Origin of the sequence: Streptomyces sp. NPDC017448 (genome assembly GCF_044330565.1) — a bacterium.
Lineage (GTDB): Bacteria > Actinomycetota > Actinomycetes > Streptomycetales > Streptomycetaceae > Streptomyces.
In genome coordinates, this window is record NZ_JBIRLM010000028.1 from 59,276 (window position 1) to 79,317 (window position 20,042).

The window sequence follows — 20,042 nt, forward strand, 5'->3', positions numbered from 1 at the left end:
TGGAGACCCTGTGACAACCCCCTTCCACCACGAACCCGGCGCCGTCCCCCCGCCGCAGTGCCCGGCCCACAACCCCGACATCGGCCCCGGCGGACTGCGCCGCCTGTACGGGCCCGAGGCGGAGAACGACCCCGCCGGCCTCTACGACAAGCTCCGCGCCGAACACGGTACGGTCGCCCCGGTCCTGCTCCACGGCGACGTGCCCGCCTGGCTGGTGCTCGGCCACAGCGAGAACCTCCACCTCACCCGTACGCCGTCCCAGTTCTCCCGGGACTCGCGGCGCTGGCGCGCCCTCCAGGACGGCACCGTCGCCCCGGACCACCCGCTCGCGCCGATCTTCACCTGGCAGCCCGTCTGCGTGTTCGCCGACGGCACCCAGCACGAACGGCAGCGCGGCGCCGTCACCGACAGCATGGCGCGCATCGACACCCGGGGCGTCCGCCGCCACATCAACCGCTTCAGCAACCGGCTCGTCAACGACTTCTGCGAGAAGGGCTCCGCCGACCTGGTCGGCCAGTTCGCGGAGCACCTGCCGATGATGGTCATGTGCGCGATCTTCGGCATGCCGGAGGAGTACGACGAGCGCCTCGTCCAGGCGGCCCGGGACATGATCCGCGGCACCGAGACCGCCGTGACCAGCAACGCCCACGTCGTCTCCGTCCTGACCCGCCTGGTGGAGCGTCGCCGCGCCGCCCCCGAACCGGACTTCGCGAGCTGGCTGCTCGAACACCCCGCGCAGATGACCGACATCGAGGTCGTCGAGCATCTGCGCCTCACCATGATCGCCGCCTACGAGTCCACCGCCAACCTCATCGCCAACGTGCTGCGGATGGTCCTGACCGACCCCCGCTTCCGCGCCCGGCTCAGCGGCGGCCACATGACCGTCCCCGAGGCGGTGGAGCAGACTCTCTGGGACGAGCCGCCGTTCACCGCCGTCTTCGGCCGCTGGGCGGTCGGGGACACCGAGCTGGGGGGACAGCGGATCAAGGCGGGCGACGCCCTGCTCGTCGGGATCGCCCCGGCCAACACCGACCCCGCCGTCCGCCCCGACCTCCGCGCCGACATGGGCGGCAACCGCGCCCACCTCGCCTTCAGCGGCGGCCCTCACGAGTGCCCCGGCCAGGACATCGGCCGGGCCATCGCCGACGTCGGGGTCGACGCCCTCCTGATGCGGCTGCCGGACCTGGAACTCGGCGTCCAGGAGAGCGAGTTGCGCTGGGTCGGCAACATCATGTCCCGCCACCTGGTCGAACTGCCGGTGAAGTTCGCCCCCAGCCCGCAGCAGAAGCTGGACGCCGACCCCCTCTCGGTGATGGCCCGCAACGCCCGCCCGGCCGACGCCTGGGAGATCTCCTCCCCGGCCAGGACCGTCCCCGAGCCCCGGCACGAGGCGGCCGGGACGCAGCCCGCCCACGCCCCCGACGCCCAGCCCCGCCCCGCACCGGCCGCCCCCGCGCCGCTACCGGCCCCCGCCGAACCTGCCTCCGCCGGACCCGCCCCGGCGGCGACGATCCCGCCGCAGCGCCGGCCCGCGGCCCCCGCCCGGCTCTGGCAGGCGGTCGCCCGCTGGTGGAACGGCCACTGACCCGCCGCCGGCAATCTGACCGGTCGGCGGCCTGACCGGCCGGCCGACCGCGTCACGGTCGCGGCGGCCCGGACCACGTCCATGGGCCGGGCCGCCGCGCCGTGCGGCCCGGCCGGGCGGTCGGCACCGCGGCGGGCGTCGGGCGCGGGCAGCACCGGGGAGCCGGAGCTGCCCGTACCATCGAGCAGCGTGAAGCTGACAATTCTTGGCGGTGGCGGATTCCGGGTGCCTCTCGTGTACGGGGCCCTCCTCGGCGATCACGCCGAGGGCCGCGTCACCCGGGTCACCCTGTACGACACCGACGCCGACCGGCTCACCGCCGTCACCCGCGTCCTGGCGGAACAGGGCCGGGACGTCGCGGACGCCCCCGCCGTCGTCGCCACCACGGAGCTGGACGAGGCGCTGCGCGGCGCCGACTTCGTCTTCTCCGCCATCCGCGTCGGCGGTCTGGCCGGCCGCGCGGCCGACGAACGGATCGCCCTCGACGAGGGCGTGCTCGGCCAGGAGACGGTCGGCGCCGGAGGCATCGCCTACGGGCTGCGCACCGTCCCCGTCGCCCTCGACCTCGCCCGGCGCATCGCCCGGATCGCCCCGGACGCCTGGACCATCAACTTCACCAATCCGGCCGGGCTCGTCACCGAGGCCATGTCCCGGCACCTGGGCGACCGGGTCATCGGGATCTGCGACTCCCCGGTCGGGCTGGGCCGGCGCATCGCCCGTGTCCTGGGGGCCGACCCGGACCGGGCCCGGATCGACTACGCGGGCCTCAACCACCTGGGGTGGGTGCGGGGGCTGTACGTGGACGGCCGGGACGAGTTGCCCCGGCTGCTCGCCGACCCGAAGCTCCTCGGCTCCTTCGAGGAGGGCCGCCTCTTCGGCGCGGAGCTGCTCCGGTCGCTGGGCGCGATCCCCAACGAGTACCTGCACTACTACTACTTCAACCGGGAAGCCGTCCGCGCCCACCGGCAGGCCGAGCGCACCCGGGGCGCCTTCCTCCAGGACCAGCAGGAGGGCTTCTACGCCCGGATGCGCGAGCCGGGCGCCCCCGCCCTGGCCACCTGGGAGCGCACCCGCGCCGAGCGCGAGGCCACGTACATGGCGGAGAACCGCGAGGCCGCCGGGGCGGGGGAGCGGGAGGAGAGCGACCTGGAGTCCGGCGGCTACGAACAGGTCGCACTCGCCCTGATGCGGGCCGTCGCCCGCGACGAACGCGCCTCGCTGATCCTCAACGTCCGCAACCGCACCGCGCTTTCGGTCCTGGACGCGGACGCCGTCGTCGAGGTCCCCTGCCTCGTCGACGCGAACGGCGCGCGTCCGGTGGCCGTCGCGCCCCTTCCCTACCACGCGCTCGGCCTGGTCGGCGCGGTGAAGGCCGTGGAACGCGCGGTGCTGGAGGCGGCGGAGAGCGGTTCCCGCGCGGCGGCCGTCCAGGCGTTCGCCCTGCATCCGCTGGTCGATTCCGTGACGGTGGCCCGGCGGCTGCTCGACCGGTACACCGAGGTCCACCCGGGCCTCGCCCACCTCGACCGGCCCTGACCCCCTGCCGGGGCCGGCCGGGACCGCTCGGCCCGCCGCTCAGGGGGCCGGTACGACGCTGGGTTCTCCGGCCGAGGACCAGCGCGGGGCCACCCCGGTCACCTGGCAGACCATCAGGAAGAGCGGGATGGGCGGGGTGTACGGAGTGGGGGCGTCCGGGGAGTGGATCAACCGGGGCCGCCCGCCGGGCACGTCCGCGTCCCGCGCGTAGGTCACCTGCTCGGGCCAGGCCAGTTCCAGGTCGGAGCCGGCCGGGACGATCCACCACCAGCGGTCCGCGTCGGCGAAGACGCAACCGGTACGCGGCAGATGGGACATGAGGCGGAAGCCGTGCCGGGCGGGGACCCCGACCGCGTCGCAGCCCAGGGAGACCGACATCGAGCCCGGCAGGGTCAGCCGCATCCGGCCGACGCGGGCCTGCTCCGGCGTCCGGACCCGGTGCGCCGTCCGCAGCCGGGCCAGCGCGTGCCTCAACACGGCGGCTCGGCGCCGGAGCGGTGCCCGGCGTCGTGCGGCAGTTCGGCCCAGACGATGCGCCCGGAGGCGTCCCCCGCGTCGTGCGAACCCCAGGCGCTGCTCATCGCGTCCACGAGGAGCAGACCGCGGCCGTGCTCGTCGTCGGAGGAGCGGCGCAACCGCGGGCCGTCGGGCTGGTGGCCCTGGTCCTGCACGGCTATCCGCAGCCGTCCGCCGGAACGGCTCAGCTCGCACACCACCCGGGTGCTCGCGGTGTGCACGACCGCGTTGGTCACCAGCTCGGAGACGATCAGGACAGCCGCGTCACAGGTGTCGCGGCCCAGCTCCCAGGCGTCCAGCCGGACCCGCGTCAGCTCGCGGGCGCCGGCCACCGACTCGGGTCGCGCCGGCAGCGCGAAGCAGTAACGGAGCGCCTCCGTCCCGGGGCTGAGGTCCATGAGCCGGGGGATGAGCGCACTGCCAGGTGCCACGACCGATTCCTCACAGTGGGGGCTGCGTCACGCTTCGTCCCCCCGGCGGGCCGGGGGCAGGCGTGACTGAGCGAACTGGTTCGGGAGCCAACTCTCCCCCTGACGATGACACTTGGCAAGAGGCACTCTGAAATTTCCAGAGTGGCCGTGTCGTGGCGGGTGCACGCATGGCACACTGCTCGCAGAACAGCGCATGGGGAGGTCTGAAGTGAGCGAACCGCGGTCCGCCCCGACCGTGGGCCAGGTCGTTCTCGGCAAGCGCCTGCAGGATCTGCGCGAGCGTGTCGGCCTGACCCGCGACCAGGCGGCGAAGGTGCTCCGGGTCGCCCCGGCGACGATACGCAGGATGGAGACGGCCGAGGTCGGGCTGAAGATCCCCTACGTCCAGCTGCTGCTGAAGGCGTACGGCGTCGGCGACCAGGAGGCCGACGCCTTCGTCGACCTGGCGGAGGAGGCCAACAAGCCGGGGTGGTGGCAGCGTTTCCACGACGTCCTGCCCGACTGGTTCAGCATGTACGTCAGCCTCGAGGGCGCGGCGAGCCTGCTGCGCATGTACGAGCCCCACTTCGTGCCCGGACTGCTCCAGACCGAGGAGTACGCCCGCTCCGTGATGCGCACCGGAGCGGTCGGCCAGACCCGCCCCGAGGACATCGAGCGCCATGTGGCGCTGCGGATGGAGCGGCAGTCCCTGCTGGCCAAGCCCGACGCCCCCAAACTGTGGGTGATCATGGACGAGACCGTGCTGCAACGTCCCGTCGGCAGCGCCCGGGTGATGCGCGAGCAGGCCGACAAGCTGCTGGAAGCGACCGAGCTGGCCCACGTCACGTTGCAGATAGCGGAGTTCGCCACCGGCCACCACCCGGGCACCTACGGTCCGTTCGTCCTCTTCCGGTTCGCCGTCCCCGAACTCCCCGACATGGTCTACAGCGAGTACCTGACCGGAGCCGTCTACTTCGACGCCCGCCCCGAGGTGGCCTCCTACCTCGAAGTCATGGACCGCATGGCGGCTCAGGCCGCGACTGCACAACGCACGAAGGAAATCCTCCGGGACTTCCGCAAGGAGCTGCGATGAACCACATATACAACGGCATGCCGGCCGGTGACCTCGGCTCCGAAGGCTGGTACAAGCCGTGGAGCGGCGGCAACGGCGGCAACTGCATCGAGGCGATGAAACTCGCCGACGGGCGGGTCGCCGTCCGCCAGTCCGCGGACCCGGACGGACCGGCCCTCATCTACTCCAACGGCGAGATCGCCGCGTTCATCCAGGGAGCCAAGGCCGGCCAGGCCGACTTCCTGCTCACCTGAGTCCGCACCCCGCCCCGCCCCTCGTACCACGCGTCCCCCCATCGTCGACCCACGGACCCCGACCACGGAGCACGCCATGACCGGACCAGAGCACCACTCCATCGAGATCGACACCACCAAGCCGCATCCGGCCCGGATGTACGACTGGTTCCTCGGCGGCAAGGACAACTACCCGGTCGATGAACAGATGGCGCGTCAACTGCTCGCCCTCGACGCGCGGGGACGTGACATGGCACGGGTCAACCGGGCGTTCATGCACCGGGCCACCCGCTGGCTCGCCGAGAGCGGGGTACGCCAGTTCCTGGACATCGGCACCGGCATACCCACCGAGCCGAACCTCCACCAGATCGCCCAGCAGGCCGCTCCCGACGCCCGCGTCGTCTACTGCGACAACGACCCGATCGTGCTGGCCCACGCGGCGGCCCTCCTCCGCTCCACGCCCGAGGGGGCGACCGAGTACATCCAGGCCGACGCCCGCAAGCCCGAGACCATCCTGGCGGAGGCCGGCAAGGTCCTGGACTTCGACCGGCCGATCGCCCTGTCGCTGCTGGCCCTGCTCCACTTCATCGACGACGAGGACGGCGCGGGCGAGCTGGTCGACAAGCTCGTCGACCAGCTTCCCTCCGGCAGTTACCTGGTGCTCTCGCACACCACCGGCGATTTCAACCCGGAGGGCGCCGCGCAGGCACGGGCCATGTACAAGGAGCGCGGGATGACGCTGCGGCCCCGCAGCCGCGCCGAACTGACCGCCTTCTTCGACGGCCTCGAACTGGTCGAACCGGGCGTCACGCTCTCCGCCGACTGGCATCCGGAGCTGGGCGAGGTCATCGACGTCCCCGGCGACGAGCCGATCCCCGGCTACGCCGGCGTCGCCCGCAAGCCCTGACCCGTGCCTCCCCCTCCCCGCCCGCCTCCGCGGCGGCGGGGAGCCCCGGCGCCGGCCCCGCACGCGGGGGCGACACGCACAGGCCCCGTGCGTCGGAGAGGCGGGGTGCCGCGCGTCGGGGAGGCGGGGGCCGAGCCCGTTCTCGCCCCGTCCGCCGCACGCGTCACAATGGACCCATGTCACGACGCGCCTCCCGGCCCCGGGCGTCCGCCGCCCCGCCGGTCGCCCCCGCCTCCCCGTGCCCCTGCGGACTGTCCGCCGCCTACGGGGAGTGCTGCGGCCGGTTCCACTCCGGCAGTGCCGCCGCACCGACCTGCGAGGCCCTGATGCGTTCCCGGTACGCGGCCTTCGCCGTCCAGGACGCGGCGTACCTGCTCCGTACCTGGCACCCCGAGACCCGCCCGCCCGGCGTCGACTTCGACCCCGCGATGCGCTGGGTGCGCCTGGAGATCCTGGACACCACCGAGGGCAGCGCCTTCCACTCCACCGGAACGGTCACCTTCCGCGCCCACTACACCGACGACGGACGCCCCGACTCCCTCCACGAGAAGAGCCGCTTCGTCCGGCACGAGGGGGCCTGGGTCTACACGACGGCGGTCTTCGTCGACTGAGCCCGGCCGTCCACCGCTCCGGGCCCGGAGCGGCCCCGGCGGCGGGTACGGAAACCCGCTTCCCGCCGCTCGGGCCCGTTCGTACGATCTACGCGTGAACGAGCACGAACGCATGAACGAGCACGAGGACGTGACGTCGTACGCCGCGCGGGAACGGTTCTGGCGGGGCCGTGACGTCGCCTTCACCCCGCTGGAGCCCGACGACGCCGAGCTGATCCACCACTGGCGCGCCGACCCCGTGGCCGCCCAGGAGATCGGCGTCTGGCCCGGTGCGCTCCAGCAGTTCCACGAGCGCGTCGAGGGCTACGTGGAGGACCGGGACCGCGACGACTTCCTCGTCCTCCTGGCGGACGGCACACCGGCCGGGCACATCGCCCTCATCGAGGAGGACTTCGTCGACGGCACCGCCGAGGCGTACCTCCTGCTCGCCCCCGAGCACCGCCGCCGGGGCATCGGGTCCGACGCGCTCGCCGCCCTCACCGACCTGGCCTTCGGCGAACTGCCGCTGCACCGGGTCGAAGCCGTCACCCACACCGGGAACGCGGCGGCCCTCGCCACCCTGCGCGGAGCCGGGTTCGTCCACGAGGGCGTACGCCGGTCCTCCTGTCTGCACCGCGGCCGCCGCCATGACAACGCGATCCTCGGCCTGCTCCGCACGGAGTGGGAGGCGCTGGACCGCCCCCGGTCCTGGGAGCGCTGACGGAGCCGGGGCGCCCGTCCGGGCCTCAGACGGGGGCGCCCACCCGTGAGGAGCCGCCCGGGGCGGGCGCGGGGGACAACTCCTGGGCCAGGTCCTCCGCCAGCAGCCGCTTGGCGATGATGTCGACGGTGGCGCGGAGCCGACGGTCGTCGGGGCGGGCCCCGTCCTCGGCCAGGCGGTCGTTGAGCCAGCGGCCCCAGGCGTCGGAGATCACCGCCGCCTCGCGCCGGCCCGCCGCCGTGTGCGAGAAGATCCGGCCGTCGCCCGTGAGGTACCCCTCCTCGATCATCCGGTCGAAGACGGGCACGAGCACCTCCGGCGGGATGCGGTGCCGGGCCGCGATCAGCCGGAGGCCCGCATGGCCGACCATCCGGGTGAAGAGGTCCACCTGCATCACCGCCCAGGCCCCCGCCATGTCGAGCCGGGTGTCGGACTCGGCGGTGATCCGCCGGGCGGTCTCCGGCCCGGCGTTCCGCAGGATCGTGGCCACGGAGTACTCCAGGACCTTCGCCGAGTCCCCGCTGCCGGGCTGGGCGAACCCCTCGCCCATGTCCGTCGAGCCGAGCCGGGCCGAGTCCCGCAGCTTCACCTCCTTGAGGAACAGCGCGATGACGAAGCCGATCAGCGCCACGGGCACCGTCCACAGGAACACGGTGTGCAGCGTGTCCGCGTACGCCTGGGCCAGCGGCTCCGACTGGGCCGCGGGGAGCGCGTGCAGCGCCTGCGGGCTCTGCGAGGCGCCGGCCAGGGCCGCCGGGTCGCCGCCCGCCGCCACCGCCCGCGCGAGGCCGTCGGTGAGGTTCGGCTTCAGCGCGTTGGCGTAGATGGTGCCGAAGACCGCCGTGCCGAAGGCGCTGCCCAGCGTACGGAAGAACGTCACGCCCGAGGTGGCCGTGCCCAGGTCCTCGTAGTCCACGGTGTTCTGCACGGCGATCGTCAGCACCTGCATCGCCAACCCGATGCCGAGGCCCAGCACCACCATGTAGAGGGACTCCAGCCAGACTCCGGTCTCCGGCCCCATCCTCGACAGCAGGAACAGCCCGGCCGCCATGACCAGCGTCCCCACGATCGGGAACACCCGGTAGCGGCCCGTCTTGCTCACCACGTTGCCGCTGAAGATGGAGGCGGCCAGCAGGCCGACGACCAGCGGCAGCGTCCGCACCCCGGAGAGCGTCGCCGAGTCCCCGTCCACGTACTGCAGATAGGTCGGCAGGAAGATCATCGAGCCCAGCATCGCGAAGCCCACGATGAAGCTGAGGACCGAGCAGACCGTGAAGACCGGGTTGCGGAACAGCCGCATCGGCAGCATCGGCTCCTTCGCCCGCGTCTCCACCACGCAGAACAGGGCGAGCGCGATCAGACCGCCGGCGAAGAGGCCGATGATCACGACCGATCCCCAGGCGTACTCGTTGCCGCCCCAGCTCGTCGCCAGGATCAGCGCGCTCGCCCCGACGCTGACCAGAGCGATGCCCGCGTAGTCGATGGCCGGGCGGCCCGCCGCCTTCACCGAGGGGATGTTCCGGGCGGCGGCGATGACCACCACGATGGCGATCGGCACGTTGACGTAGAACGCCCAGCGCCAGGTCAGATGGTCGGTGAACAGTCCGCCGAGCAGCGGTCCGATCACGGTCGAGATGCCGAAGACCGCGCCGATGGCCCCCTGGTACTTGCCGCGTTCGCGCAGCGGGATCACATCCGCGATCAGCGCCATCGAGGTGACCATCAGACCGCCCGCGCCGATGCCCTGCATGCCGCGCCAGAGGATCAGCAGCAGCATGTCCGAGGCGAGGCCGCACAGGAACGACCCCGTGATGAAGATGACCGCCGAGACCTGGAAGACCAGCTTCCGTCCGAACAGGTCGCCGAACTTCCCGACGAGGACGGTGGCCACCGTCTCCGCCAGCAGATAGGCGGTGACCACCCACGACATGTGCGAGGCGCCGCCCAGATCCGAGACGATCGTCGGCAGGGCCGTGCCCACGATGGTCTGGTCGAGCGCCGCGAGCAGCATGCCGAGCACGATCGTGGCGAACACGATGTTGCGCCGCCGCCGGTCCAGGACGGGCGGCGGCGCGGCGGAATCCTGCGCGGCGGAAGCTTGCTCGCTGGCAGTGGTCACCCTTGCACCCTCACACCGCCCCCGGCCCCCCGCACGCGGAGCGGGCCGGACGGGGGCCGGCGGAGCAGTGAGGCGATCGACCTCGTCAGCCGGGAGACGAACGCCTCACGGGCCTCCTCGGGGAGCCGGTCGAGCGAGAGGTACGGATTGAGGTCCTCCAACTCGACGAGCAGCAGAGCGCCGTCCACCGTGCGGCAGGCGTCGACCCGCTGGATTCCGTGGGTGAGGGAGTTCCAGGCGATGAAGCGCCGGGCGAACTCCAGGTCCGCCGCGCTCGCCGCGTACGGCTCCAGCTCCCAGCGCCGCTCCGGGTCCGGGGCGTACAGCGCGTACTGGAAGTCGTGGTCGACGAAGTAGAAGGAGACCTCGTGGCGGAAGCCGATCCGGGGCTGGACGAGCAGGGAGCCCTCGGCCGCCCGCCCCAGCTCCGCCCGGGCCTCCGCCGCCGTGACGAACCGCAGCCCGACCGAGTCCGCCCCCAGCTTCGGCTTGACCGCGTACCGGGGGACGTCGGGCAGCCGGCCCAGATCGGCCGCCCGGTCCACGGTGGGGATGACCGGGAGGCCCGCCCGGTCCATCTCGACCAGGTACTCCTTGCCCGCCATGTCGCCCCGCCCGTCCAGCGGGTTGTAGACCGGCGTCGCCAGCCCCCGCGCACGTGCGCGGAAGGCGTCGTACGCCTGCCGGTGGTGCAGGACGGGCCCGCTGTTGCGGACGAGGGCGAGGTCGAACCCCTCCAGCAGCGCGGCCGCGTCCCGGGGGTGGCAGAGCGCGACGTCGAACGTCTCGCGCAGCCGGGAGGAGAGGAAGACGTCCTCGTCGCCGTAGCGCCGCCCGCGCGCCTCGTACGCGAGATCGGTGACGAGCAGGAGGGAGGGCCGACGACGGCCGGTCCCCGTTCCCCCTGCGTCGTCCGTAGCGGTGGCGGGAGCGGGCGGCATGGAGACCTCCGTGGTCCGGTCGGGGGGGGGGGGGCCCCGGCCCCCCCCCGCCCCCTCCCCGCGCTCGCCCGTTCCGGCGACCGTCTCAGCCGCGGACCACCAGGTCCTCGCGCAACCGCTCCAGTACGGGGGCGGGCACGCGCAGTCCGTCGCGCACATAGCCGTCGAGGCCGCCCCACCGCTCGTCCATGGCGTCGAGCGCCACGTCCAGGTAGCGGGGGCGGACCTCGATGATCGCGGCGGCGACGGCGGGGTCGCCGCCCTGATCGAGGAACCGCGCCACCTGCGGGGCGAACGCCGCCCGTACGGCCGGATTGACTCCGAGGAAGTCCGCCCGGACCGTGGCGCGGGGCGCTCCGAGGACCATCAGCAGCACGGCCGCCGCCCAGCCGGTGCGGTCCTTGCCCGCCGTGCAGTGGAAGAGCACCGGACGGGCGCGGGGGTCGGCGGCGGTCTCCAGGAAGGCCCGGTAGGCGGCGGACGCTCCGGGCGAGAGGACCATCTTGCGGTAGGTCTCGGCGAACAGCTCCTCGGCGCGGCCGCCGCCGAGCGCCCGTTCCGCCTCGGCGGGGTCGGCGAGCAGGGAGCGCAGCCGGGCGGGCGCGACGCCGGGGTGGTCGCCCAGCACGTCGGCGACGAAGAGCCGGGACCGGACCGGCAGCCGGTCCGGGGCCCACCGGCGCTCGTCGGCGGTGCGCAGGTCCACGACGGTGCGGACGCCGAGCGCGAAGACCGCCCGGTCGTTCTCCGGGTCGAGTTCGCTCAGCTGGCCGGAGCGGAAGAGGACGCTCTGGCGCACCCGGCGGTCACGGCCCAGGGCGATGCCGCCCAGGTCGCGCAGATTGACAACGGTGGAGGCCGGAACGGTCCGGGCGGTCTGCACGATGAACTGCCTCTTTCCCCGAGGAAATCCAGGGATTCCCCCTATCAGGATCAATGTCGGTGGCGGGTGGGCTCCGGTCCCGGGAGACGCGGTCCGGCTGCCCGGGGCGCCGGAAGGAGCTCAGTCCGACAGGAGCCTGGTCTTCTGCTCCACGAACTCCTCGTCGCTGAGGATCTCGCGCTTCCACAGGTCGGCGAGGCGCTCCAGGCGGTCGATGATGTCGTCGTCGGCGGCCTCCTCCCCGCCGGCCCCGGGGCCCAGGCGTTCGTGCGCGACGAAGACGCCGCCCGCCTCGCGGAGCGCGCGGGCCGCCTCCGTGCTCCACCGGTCCTCCCGGACGACGATCGCGGCGACGTCCCCGGCGGGCACCCTCCCGTCGAGCAGGTCGAGGTCCCGGCGGCTCAGCGGCGCAGCGTCGCCGCCGTCCGCGTCCGCGGGGACCGCTCCCCCGGCGTCCAGTGCCCGCAGCTCCACCTGGACCGGCGCACCGTCCCCGGGCCGGTGGACGAAAGCCAGATCGGCGGCCCGGACGGCGCCGGAGGACACCGCTCCGGCGAGGGCGGGGGCGATCGACCCGGTGAAGCTGCTGCCGGGGAAGGCGATGACGAGGTACTCCACAGGTCCGACGGCCACGGTCGCGTCCTCTCCGTGTCCCGGCGGCCGTGGGCGCGCCGGGGTGGATACGGGCATTCCAGGGATGGCACAACACATCAGGAAACTCCGCACATAATATGCGTCGCCAGTCCGATTCATCCCGATGTCGCGACCCGTCGTGTTGCCCCTCACCGGGCGGCCCCGCCGGTTACGCGACCGGGTGTAAAGGATCAAGTGCATCTCCGCGAGGGCAAGGTCACAGCCCGTGCCCCTGCTGCTCGTTCCCTGCCCTGCCCTAGCATCTGAGCATGACGGTCCAGCCTGCTGACGGGCTCTCTCCAACCGCCGCGTTCCCCGACCCCTCCCACGACCAGTGGCAGAGCCTCGTCGAAGGCGTACTGCGCAAGTCGGGTAAGGAAGTCTCGGGCTCGGCCGCCGAGGAAGCCCTGTCCACCACTTTGGAGGACGGGCTCACCACCCGCCCCCTCTACACCGCGAACGACGAGTCCCCGGACACCGGCTTCCCCGGCTTCGCCCCCTTCGTCCGGGGCAGCAGAGCCGAGGGGAACGCGGCGGGCGGCTGGGACGTGCGCCAGCGCCACGCCCTCCCCGACCCCGTCCGGCTCAACGAGGCGCTCCTGGGCGACCTGGAGAACGGGGCCACCTCGCTCTGGCTCGCGGTCGGCGGCCCGGCGGGCGTCCCCGTCGACGGGCTCGCGCGGGCGCTGGACGGCGTGTACCTCGATCTCGCGCCGATCGCCCTCGACGCCCCGGCCGACCTGGACGCCGCGGCGACGGAGCTGCTGAGGCTGTACGGCGAGCGCGGCGTCGCCAAGGGCGAGGTGCGCGGCACGCTGGGCGCCGACCCGCTCGGCCACGAGGCCCGGACGGGCGTCGAGGCGGAGCTCGCCCCCGCCGTGCGCTGGGCGCAGCGGTGCGACGCGGAGTACCCGGAGCTGCGGGCGATCGCCGTGGACGCGCTGCCCTACCACGAGGCGGGCGGCTCGGCCGGCGAGGAGCTGGGCCTCTCCCTGGCCGCCGGCGTCGCCTACCTGCGGGCCCTCACCGAGGCCGGGATGAGCGTGGAAGCGGCCTGCGGGCAGCTGGAGTTCCGCTACGCGGCCACCGCCGACCAGTTCCTGACGATCGCCAAGCTGCGCGCGGCACGCCGGCTGTGGGCGCGGGTCGCCGAGGCGTCCGGGGCTCCCGCCGCCGGAGCGCAGCGGCAGCACGCGGTGACCTCGCCGGTGATGATGACGCGCCGCGACCCGTGGGTGAACATGCTGCGCACCACCCTGGCCACGCTGGGCGCGGGGGTGGGCGGCGCGGAGTCCGTGACCGTGCTGCCGTTCGATCACGCGCTGGGCCTGCCCGACGCGTTCGCACGGCGGATCGCCCGCAACACCTCGACGATCCTCATCGAGGAGTCCCACCTGGCGCGGGTCGTCGACCCGGCGGGCGGCTCCTGGTACGTGGAGCGGCTGACCGGCGAACTCGCCGCTGCGGCCTGGGAGTTCTTCCAGGAGACCGAGCGGGCGGGCGGGCTGCCCGCCGCCCTGCGCTCGGGAATGGTCGCGGAGCGGCTGGCCGCCACCTGGGCGGCGCGCAGCGCGAAGCTGGCCCGCCGCAAGGAGCCGATCACCGGGGTGAGCGAGTTCCCGATGCCCGGGGAGCGCGCGGTGGAGCGGGAACCCGCGCCCGACCCGTACGCCGGCGCCCCGGGCGGTCTGCCGCGGGTCCGGCGGGACGAGGCGTTCGAGGCGCTGCGCGCCCGGTCGGACGCTCACCTCGCGGCGACCGGGAGCCGCCCGAAGGTGTTCGTCGCCGCGCTCGGCCCGGCCGCGGCACACACCGCGCGGGCCTCGTTCGCCGTCAACCTCTTCGGGGCCGGCGGGATCGAGGCGGTGCACGATCCGGTGTCGGTGGACGCGGAGACCGCCGCCGGGGCGCTGAAGTCCTCCGGGGCGTCGGTCGCCGTGCTGTGCTCCTCCGACGCGCTCTACGCCGAGCAGGCGGAGCCGGTGGCCGGTGCGCTGAAGTCGGCCGGCGCGGCGCGGGTGTTCCTCGCCGGACGGCCCGGCGAGTACGCCGGCGTCGACGGCTACGTCTTCGCGGGCTGCGACGCGGTCGCCGTTCTCACCTCCGTACTCGACCGCATGGGAGTGGCGTGATGCCGACCTCGCCCACGGACCGGAAACCCTCCGTTCCCGATTTCTCCGACGTTCCGCTCGCCTCCGACGCGCCCACCGCCCCGGCCGGTTCGGCCGAGGAGTGGCAGGCGGCCGTGACGAAGGCCGCCGACGGCGCCGGGGCCCCGCTCTGGGAGACGCCCGAGGGCATCACGGTCAAGCCGCTCTACACCGGTGAGGACCTGGAGGGCCTGGACGCGCTGCACTCGTACCCGGGCATCGCCCCGTACCTGCGCGGGCCCTACCCGACGATGTACGTCAACCAGCCCTGGACCATCCGCCAGTACGCCGGTTTCTCCACGGCCGAGGAGTCCAACGCCTTCTACCGGCGCAACCTCGCAGCCGGGCAGAAGGGCCTGTCGGTCGCCTTCGACCTGCCGACCCACCGGGGCTACGACAGCGACCACCCCCGGGTGACCGGGGACGTCGGCATGGCCGGGGTGGCGATCGACTCGATCTACGACATGCGCCAGCTGTTCGACGGCATTCCGCTGGACCGGATGTCGGTGTCGATGACGATGAACGGCGCGGTGCTCCCCGTGCTGGCGCTGTACATCGTGGCCGCCGAGGAACAGGGCGTACCGCCCGAGAAGTTGGCCGGGACCATTCAGAACGACATTCTGAAGGAGTTCATGGTCCGCAACACCTACATCTATCCGCCGTCGCCCTCGATGCGGATCATCTCCGACATCTTCGCGTTCACCTCACGGAAGATGCCGCGCTACAACTCCATCTCGATCTCCGGCTACCACATCCAGGAGGCCGGGGCGACGGCCGATCTGGAGCTGGCGTACACGCTGGCCGACGGGGTGGAGTACCTGCGCGCCGGGCGTGAGGCGGGGCTGGACGTCGACGCGTTCGCGCCGCGCCTGTCGTTCTTCTGGGCGATCGGGATGAACTTCTTCATGGAGGTCGCCAAACTGCGGGCGGCCCGGCTGCTGTGGGCGCGCCTGGTCAAGCAGTTCGACCCGAAGAACCCCAAGTCGCTCTCCCTGCGCACGCATTCGCAGACGTCGGGCTGGTCGCTCACCGCGCAGGACGTGTTCAACAACGTGACGCGTACGTGTGTGGAGGCGATGGCCGCGACGCAGGGGCACACCCAGTCGCTGCACACCAACGCGCTGGACGAGGCGCTGGCGCTGCCCACCGACTTCTCCGCCAGGATCGCCCGCAACACCCAGCTGCTGCTCCAGCAGGAGTCGGGCACCTGCCGGGTCATCGACCCGTGGGGCGGCAGCGCGTACGTGGAGAAGCTGACGCGGGACCTCGCGGACCGGGCCTGGCAGCACATCGAGGAGGTCGAGGCGGCCGGCGGGATGGCGAAGGCCATCGACGCGGGCATCCCCAAGCTCCGGGTGGAGGAGGCGGCCGCGCGCACGCAGGCGCGGATCGACTCCGGGCGGCAGCCGGTGATCGGCGTGAACAAGTACCGGGTGGAGACCGACGAGCAGATCGACGTGCTCAAGGTCGACAACTCCTCCGTGCGCACGCAGCAGATCGAGAAGCTGCGCCGACTGCGCGAGGAGCGCGACGAGGCGAAGTGCCAGGAGGCGCTGCGCGCGCTGACGGCCGCCGCCGGGCGCGATCCCGGTCCGGACCTGGAGGGCAATCTGCTGGCGCTGGCGGTCGAGGCGGCGCGCGCGATGGCCACGGTCGGCGAGATCTCGGACGCGCTGGAGAAGGTGTACGGGCGCCACGCCGGGCAGATCCGTACGATCTCCGGTGTGTACCGCAAAGAGGCAGGAGAGTCCCCTTCCGTGGACCGGACCCGTGCGCTGGTCGACGCGTTCGAGGAGGCGGAGGGCCGCCGGCCGCGCATCCTGGTCGCCAAGATGGGCCAGGACGGCCACGACCGGGGCCAGAAGGTGATCGCCACGGCCTTCGCCGACCTGGGCTTCGACGTCGACGTCGGCCCGCTGTTCCAGACGCCGGGCGAGGTGGCGCGGCAGGCCGTCGAGGCCGACGTGCACATCGTGGGCGTCTCCTCGCTGGCGGCGGGGCACCTCACGCTCGTTCCCGCCCTGCGCGAGGAGCTGGCCGCCGAAGGGCGCGAGGACATCATGATCGTGGTGGGCGGGGTGATTCCGCCGCAGGACGTCGAGGCCCTGCACGAGGCGGGCGCCGCCTCGGTCTTCCCGCCGGGGACGGTGATCCCGGACGCGGCCCACGACCTGGTGACGCGGCTCGGCGCCGCGCTCGGCCACGAGCTGTGAGCCGCTGACCGGATGGCCGTGAAGATCGACATCGACGGTTATGTGCGGGGAGTGCTCGACGGGAAGCGGGCGTCCGTGGCGCGCGCGATCACGCTCGTCGAGTCCACGCGCGCCGAACACCGGGTGCTGGCGCAGGAGTTGCTGAAACGGCTGCTGCCGCACGCGGGGGCGGCCCGGCGGATCGGGATCAGCGGGGTGCCGGGCGTGGGCAAGTCCACGTTCATCGACGCGCTCGGCACCATGCTGACGGGGCTCGGTCACCGGGTGGCGGTGCTGGCGGTCGACCCGTCCTCCAGCCGTACGGGCGGTTCCATCCTGGGTGACAAGACCCGGATGGAGCGCCTGGCGGTGGACCCGGCCGCCTTCGTGCGCCCCTCTCCCTCGGCGGGCACGCTGGGCGGGGTGGCGAAGGCGACCCGGGAGTCCATCGTGGTGATGGAGGCGGCGGGCTACGACGTGGTGCTGGTGGAGACGGTGGGCGTCGGGCAGTCGGAGACGGCGGTGGCCAACATGGTCGACACGTTCCTGCTGCTGACGCTGGCCCGTACCGGCGACCAGCTGCAGGGCATCAAGAAGGGCGTCCTGGAGCTGGCGGACGCCATCGCGGTGAACAAGGCCGACGGCCCGCACGAGCGCGACGCCCGCTCGGCGGCGCGTGAACTGGCGGGCGCGCTCCGGCTGATGCACCCGTCGGACGCGGCGTGGACGCCCCCGGTGCTCACGTGCAGCGCGCGCGAGTCGACCGGGTTGGACACCCTGTGGGAGCGGCTGGAGCAGCACCGCGCGGTCCTGGACTCGACGGGTCGGCTGGCCGCCAAACGGCGTGACCAGCAGGTGGACTGGACCTGGTCGATGGTCCGCGACGAGCTGCTGGACAGCCTGCGCAGCCACCCGGTGGTGCGGAAGCTCGCGCCGGAGCTGGAACAGCGGGTCCGGGAGGGCACGTTGACGGCGACGCTGGCGGCCGAGGAGATCCTGGGCGCGTTCCGCGGCGGCGCGCTCCCCGAGGGCGGCGCACGCGGCGGGAACGGCTGAGCGCGACGGCGCCGCGCGCCGTCGCGGACACGCAGCGGGGGCCCGTGGTGACCCCGGGCCCCCGCTGCGTGTCCGGTGCGTGATCCTGGTTCCAGCGGGCCGGCTGCGGCGTCGGGGCCGGCGTCCGGTGCCGGCCCCATCACTCCGTCGAGCGCTCGCCCACCGGCAGTGCGATCGGTGCGCCGCCGCCCTCCGGGGTGGTCAACCCCCAGCCTCTCCATGCCTGTTGGGGAACCCGAGAGGTCACGGCTTCAGCACGATCTCTTCGAGGTCGACCGCCGCCTCCGTCACCACGTCATCAGGGGCGGCGCTCCGCGCGAGTCGAACCCGGTAGGTTCCCGCCTCGACCACCCACCGCGGGTCGTCGACGACGTAGCGGCCGTACGAACGGGCCTCGTCGGCGGTGATGCGCACCGTCCGCCGCTGTCCCGGATCGAGGGCCACGTCGGCCCAGCCGACGAGACGGAACACACCGTCCGGCGGGGCGAGATACACCTGGGGAACGTCGATCCCCGCACGCCCGCCCGTGTTCGTGAGCCGGAACGACACCGTCGGATAGCCACCCGGCCCCACGCGGATGTCCACCTCGCTGTACTCGAACTCGGTGTAGGACAAACCGGAACCGAACCAGAAGAGTGGGCGCAGCCCCTCTCGCGCGTACCAGCGGTATCCGACGTCCGCCCCCTCGATGTCATAGCTCACCAGCGGGAAGGAGCCGCGAAGGGGCTCCCCGGGATTCGACGTGGTCGCGTCGAAGGAGGGCAGTTCGCGGCGTGGAAGCTGACTCTCCTGCGCGGGAAAGGTCACGGGCAGCCGTCCGGAGGGGTTCGCCTTCCCGGCCAGCACGGCGGCGATCGCGGCCGCCCCGCCTCCGCCGCCGTACCAGGCCGCGAGTACGGCCTCGACGTCCTCGAGCCACGGCATGGTCACCGCGCCGGGGGTTTCCAGTACGACCACCGTTCGGCGGGCCCCGGCGGCGACAGCGCTGATGAGGGCGTCCTGATCGCCGTCGAGACGGAGATCCCGGTTGTCGCGTCCCTCCGTGGCCCATCTGCCGGCGAAGACGACCGCGGTGTCGTCCTCCCGGAGCGACGCCGCGACCTCGTCAGCCCCGCCTTCCAGGAAGACGACCTCCGTGTGCGGAAAGGCTCGTCGCATCTCGTCGAGAGGCGCCGGGCGGTGCAGGACCTTGGGCATCGACATCTGGGCGATCGTGAAGCCCTCCTCCACTTCGGCGTCGGGTGGGGTGACCGCCGAACTTCCGCCTCCGGACAGGACTCCGGTGTCCGCCCGGCCACCGACCACGACCAGACGCGGCAGCCCGGAATCCAGGGGCAAGACGCCGTTCTCGTTGCGCAGCAGCACCAGGGACCGCACTGCCACTCGGCCGGCGATGCCGGCGTGCTGCTCCCGGACTTCCTGCGAGAGGGCGACCGGTTCCCGTCGCGCGCCGAGCGCGCCGACCGATCGCAGCGCGCCGATGATGCGCGCGGCCATGTCGTCGATCCGCGCCTCGGGCACACGGCCCGCCCGCACGGCCGCGATCAGTCCGTCACCGAAGAAGGTGTCCGTGTCGAGCTGATGGCCGGATTGCCGGTCCAGCCCGGCCGTCGCGGCATGGGCCGAGGAGTGGGTTCCGCCCCAGTCCGACATGACGAAGCCCCGAAAGTCCCAGTCGCCCTTGAGCACAGTGTTCAGCAGCCACGGGTTCTCCGAAGCGTAGACGCGATTGACCATGTTGTAGCCCGTCATGATCGAACGAGGACCGCCGTGCTCGATCGCGATCTGAAAGGCGAGAAGGTCCGATGCGCGCAATTCGGGTTCCGCGAGATCCGAGCTGATCATCACTCGTCCCGTGTCCTGAGCATTCAGCGCGAAGTGCTTCAGCGTGGAGACGACGCCTTTCTCCTGTACACCGCGGACGCTGCTCCCCGCGAGGATTCCGCTGAGAAGCGGGTCTTCGCTGAAGTACTCGAAGTTGCGTCCCCCTCGCGGCTCACGAATCAGGTTCATGCCGCCGGCCAACTGAACACTCATGCCCGCCGCCCGGGACTCGACGCCCAGAGCGCGTCCTTGGGCAGCCGCGAGTTCACGGTCGAACGTAGCGCCCAGAGCCAGGCTGGAGGGGAAAGCCGTCGCCGCTTCATCCCCGCGCACCGACATGGGGTTCGTCACGCCGAGGCTCGCGTCGCTTTCGTCCCAGGGCGGAATCCCCAGGCGTGGCAGACCGCCGCAGTGCCCGGCGGAACCCACTGCGTCGCGTGGGGGACGGGGACCGTAGCCCATGGGCGCTGTGAGCAGGGAGACCTTCTCCTCCAGCGTCATCCGGGCGACGAGCGCGTCTGCCTCCCGGCGGTCTTCTTCGCATGTGGGCCAGGGGTTCGCGTCCGCACGAAACCGCGCCGTCAGCACATGTTCCGACTCAGAGTTCATCAAAAATCCTTTCTCGGGCGGTCACGGGCTTTCCCGGCCACTGCGTCGAGAGCGCGCGACCGGGG

The 20,042-nt window shown here is 72.7% G+C and carries 17 protein-coding genes; 10 read left to right on the forward strand and 7 right to left on the reverse strand.

Annotated features, from left to right (window positions below; translation table 11 throughout):
- The first annotated feature begins 10 nt into the window (after nt 1-10).
- Both ACH4K1_RS31135 and ACH4K1_RS31140 read left to right on the forward strand, forming a co-directional pair.
- Nucleotides 11-1,585, forward strand: a complete 1,575-nt coding sequence (locus tag ACH4K1_RS31135; protein WP_398092882.1) for a cytochrome P450 — start codon at nt 11-13, stop codon at nt 1,583-1,585.
- Nucleotides 1,586-1,774: 189 nt separating this feature from the next.
- Nucleotides 1,775-3,121 (forward strand): 6-phospho-beta-glucosidase, encoded by a 1,347-nt coding sequence (locus tag ACH4K1_RS31140; protein WP_398092883.1) that lies wholly within the window; start codon nt 1,775-1,777, stop codon nt 3,119-3,121.
- A gap of 39 nt (nt 3,122-3,160) precedes the next feature.
- Here ACH4K1_RS31140 and ACH4K1_RS31145 read toward each other — a convergent pair whose 3' ends face one another.
- On the reverse strand, nt 3,161-3,598 hold the full coding sequence (locus ACH4K1_RS31145; RefSeq protein ID WP_398092884.1) for a hypothetical protein: 438 nt from the start codon (nt 3,596-3,598) through the stop codon (nt 3,161-3,163).
- Nucleotides 3,592-4,068 (reverse strand): ATP-binding protein, encoded by a 477-nt coding sequence (locus ACH4K1_RS31150; RefSeq protein WP_398092885.1) that lies wholly within the window; start codon nt 4,066-4,068, stop codon nt 3,592-3,594. The genes ACH4K1_RS31145 and ACH4K1_RS31150 overlap by 7 nt, the downstream gene beginning before the upstream one ends.
- Before the next feature lie 208 nt (nt 4,069-4,276).
- Between ACH4K1_RS31150 and ACH4K1_RS31155 the strand changes: the two genes are divergently transcribed.
- The 5 genes from ACH4K1_RS31155 to ACH4K1_RS31175 all read left to right on the forward strand — a co-directional run bounded on the left by ACH4K1_RS31155 (nt 4,277) and on the right by ACH4K1_RS31175 (nt 7,570).
- Nucleotides 4,277-5,140: a helix-turn-helix domain-containing protein gene (locus ACH4K1_RS31155; RefSeq protein WP_398092886.1), complete on the forward strand. Its 864-nt coding sequence runs from the start codon at nt 4,277-4,279 to the stop codon at nt 5,138-5,140.
- A complete protein-coding gene (locus ACH4K1_RS31160; protein ID WP_010058136.1) occupies nt 5,137-5,373 on the forward strand; it encodes a DUF397 domain-containing protein in 237 nt (78 codons plus the stop codon). Before ACH4K1_RS31155 ends, ACH4K1_RS31160 begins: the two co-directional genes overlap by 4 nt.
- A 76-nt stretch (nt 5,374-5,449) precedes the next feature.
- Nucleotides 5,450-6,259: an SAM-dependent methyltransferase gene (locus tag ACH4K1_RS31165; protein WP_398092887.1), complete on the forward strand. Its 810-nt coding sequence runs from the start codon at nt 5,450-5,452 to the stop codon at nt 6,257-6,259.
- A 176-nt stretch (nt 6,260-6,435) separates the two neighbouring features.
- Nucleotides 6,436-6,870, forward strand: a complete 435-nt coding sequence (locus ACH4K1_RS31170) for a YchJ family metal-binding protein (RefSeq protein ID WP_228989260.1) — start codon at nt 6,436-6,438, stop codon at nt 6,868-6,870.
- 112 nt (nt 6,871-6,982) lie between these two features.
- On the forward strand, nt 6,983-7,570 hold the full coding sequence (locus ACH4K1_RS31175) for a GNAT family N-acetyltransferase (protein WP_398092904.1): 588 nt from the start codon (nt 6,983-6,985) through the stop codon (nt 7,568-7,570).
- A gap of 25 nt (nt 7,571-7,595) precedes the next feature.
- On the opposite strand, the gene ACH4K1_RS31180 is transcribed toward ACH4K1_RS31175, so the two are convergent.
- The 4 genes from ACH4K1_RS31180 to ACH4K1_RS31195 form a co-directional block, all read right to left on the reverse strand.
- Nucleotides 7,596-9,689: an MDR family MFS transporter gene (locus tag ACH4K1_RS31180; protein ID WP_398092888.1), complete on the reverse strand. Its 2,094-nt coding sequence runs from the start codon at nt 9,687-9,689 to the stop codon at nt 7,596-7,598.
- The gene (locus tag ACH4K1_RS31185) at nt 9,686-10,630 is read right to left on the reverse strand and encodes a hypothetical protein (RefSeq protein ID WP_398092889.1); all 945 of its coding nucleotides are present in this window, start codon (nt 10,628-10,630) and stop codon (nt 9,686-9,688) included. The genes ACH4K1_RS31180 and ACH4K1_RS31185 overlap by 4 nt, the downstream gene beginning before the upstream one ends.
- Before the next feature lie 85 nt (nt 10,631-10,715).
- Nucleotides 10,716-11,513 carry a tyrosine-protein phosphatase gene (locus tag ACH4K1_RS31190; protein ID WP_398092890.1) on the reverse strand — a complete coding sequence of 266 codons (798 nt, stop codon included), beginning with the start codon at nt 11,511-11,513 and terminating at the stop codon, nt 10,716-10,718.
- 120 nt (nt 11,514-11,633) lie between these two features.
- Entirely contained in the window at nt 11,634-12,146 is a 513-nt protein-coding gene (locus ACH4K1_RS31195) for an SHOCT domain-containing protein (RefSeq protein ID WP_398092891.1), read from the reverse strand.
- Nucleotides 12,147-12,415: 269 nt separating this feature from the next.
- Here ACH4K1_RS31195 and ACH4K1_RS31200 point away from each other — a divergent pair, with 269 nt between their 5' ends.
- Genes ACH4K1_RS31200 through meaB form a run of 3 tightly spaced genes read left to right on the forward strand, consistent with a single transcriptional unit; the run spans nt 12,416 to nt 17,544 of the window.
- Nucleotides 12,416-14,278, forward strand: coding sequence for a methylmalonyl-CoA mutase family protein (locus ACH4K1_RS31200; RefSeq protein WP_398092892.1), 1,863 nt, complete (start codon nt 12,416-12,418; stop codon nt 14,276-14,278).
- Nucleotides 14,278-16,509: a methylmalonyl-CoA mutase gene (scpA, locus tag ACH4K1_RS31205; protein WP_398092893.1), complete on the forward strand. Its 2,232-nt coding sequence runs from the start codon at nt 14,278-14,280 to the stop codon at nt 16,507-16,509. Before ACH4K1_RS31200 ends, scpA begins: the two co-directional genes overlap by 1 nt.
- A 12-nt stretch (nt 16,510-16,521) precedes the next feature.
- A complete protein-coding gene (gene meaB / locus ACH4K1_RS31210) occupies nt 16,522-17,544 on the forward strand; it encodes a methylmalonyl Co-A mutase-associated GTPase MeaB (protein WP_398092894.1) in 1,023 nt (340 codons plus the stop codon).
- A 243-nt stretch (nt 17,545-17,787) separates the two neighbouring features.
- Here meaB and ACH4K1_RS31215 read toward each other — a convergent pair whose 3' ends face one another.
- Nucleotides 17,788-19,977 (reverse strand): glycoside hydrolase family 3 C-terminal domain-containing protein, encoded by a 2,190-nt coding sequence (locus tag ACH4K1_RS31215; RefSeq protein ID WP_398092895.1) that lies wholly within the window; start codon nt 19,975-19,977, stop codon nt 17,788-17,790.
- Between the last annotated feature and the right edge of the window lie 65 nt (nt 19,978-20,042).

Bases quoted from the DNA above. Each gene is read 5' to 3' on its own strand.
- ACH4K1_RS31215 (WP_398092895.1), bottom strand. From the start codon at position 19,977: ATGAACTCTGAGTCGGAACATGTGCTGACGGCGCGGTTTCGTGCGGAC.
- ACH4K1_RS31160 (WP_010058136.1), top strand. From the start codon at position 5,137: ATGAACCACATATACAACGGCATGCCGGCCGGTGACCTCGGCTCCGAA.
- ACH4K1_RS31165 (WP_398092887.1), top strand. From the start codon at position 5,450: ATGACCGGACCAGAGCACCACTCCATCGAGATCGACACCACCAAGCCG.
- ACH4K1_RS31170 (WP_228989260.1), top strand. From the start codon at position 6,436: ATGTCACGACGCGCCTCCCGGCCCCGGGCGTCCGCCGCCCCGCCGGTC.
- ACH4K1_RS31200 (WP_398092892.1), top strand. From the start codon at position 12,416: ATGACGGTCCAGCCTGCTGACGGGCTCTCTCCAACCGCCGCGTTCCCC.
- meaB (WP_398092894.1), top strand. From the start codon at position 16,522: ATGGCCGTGAAGATCGACATCGACGGTTATGTGCGGGGAGTGCTCGAC.
- ACH4K1_RS31175 (WP_398092904.1), top strand. From the start codon at position 6,983: ATGAACGAGCACGAGGACGTGACGTCGTACGCCGCGCGGGAACGGTTC.
- ACH4K1_RS31185 (WP_398092889.1), bottom strand. From the start codon at position 10,630: ATGCCGCCCGCTCCCGCCACCGCTACGGACGACGCAGGGGGAACGGGG.
- scpA (WP_398092893.1), top strand. From the start codon at position 14,278: ATGCCGACCTCGCCCACGGACCGGAAACCCTCCGTTCCCGATTTCTCC.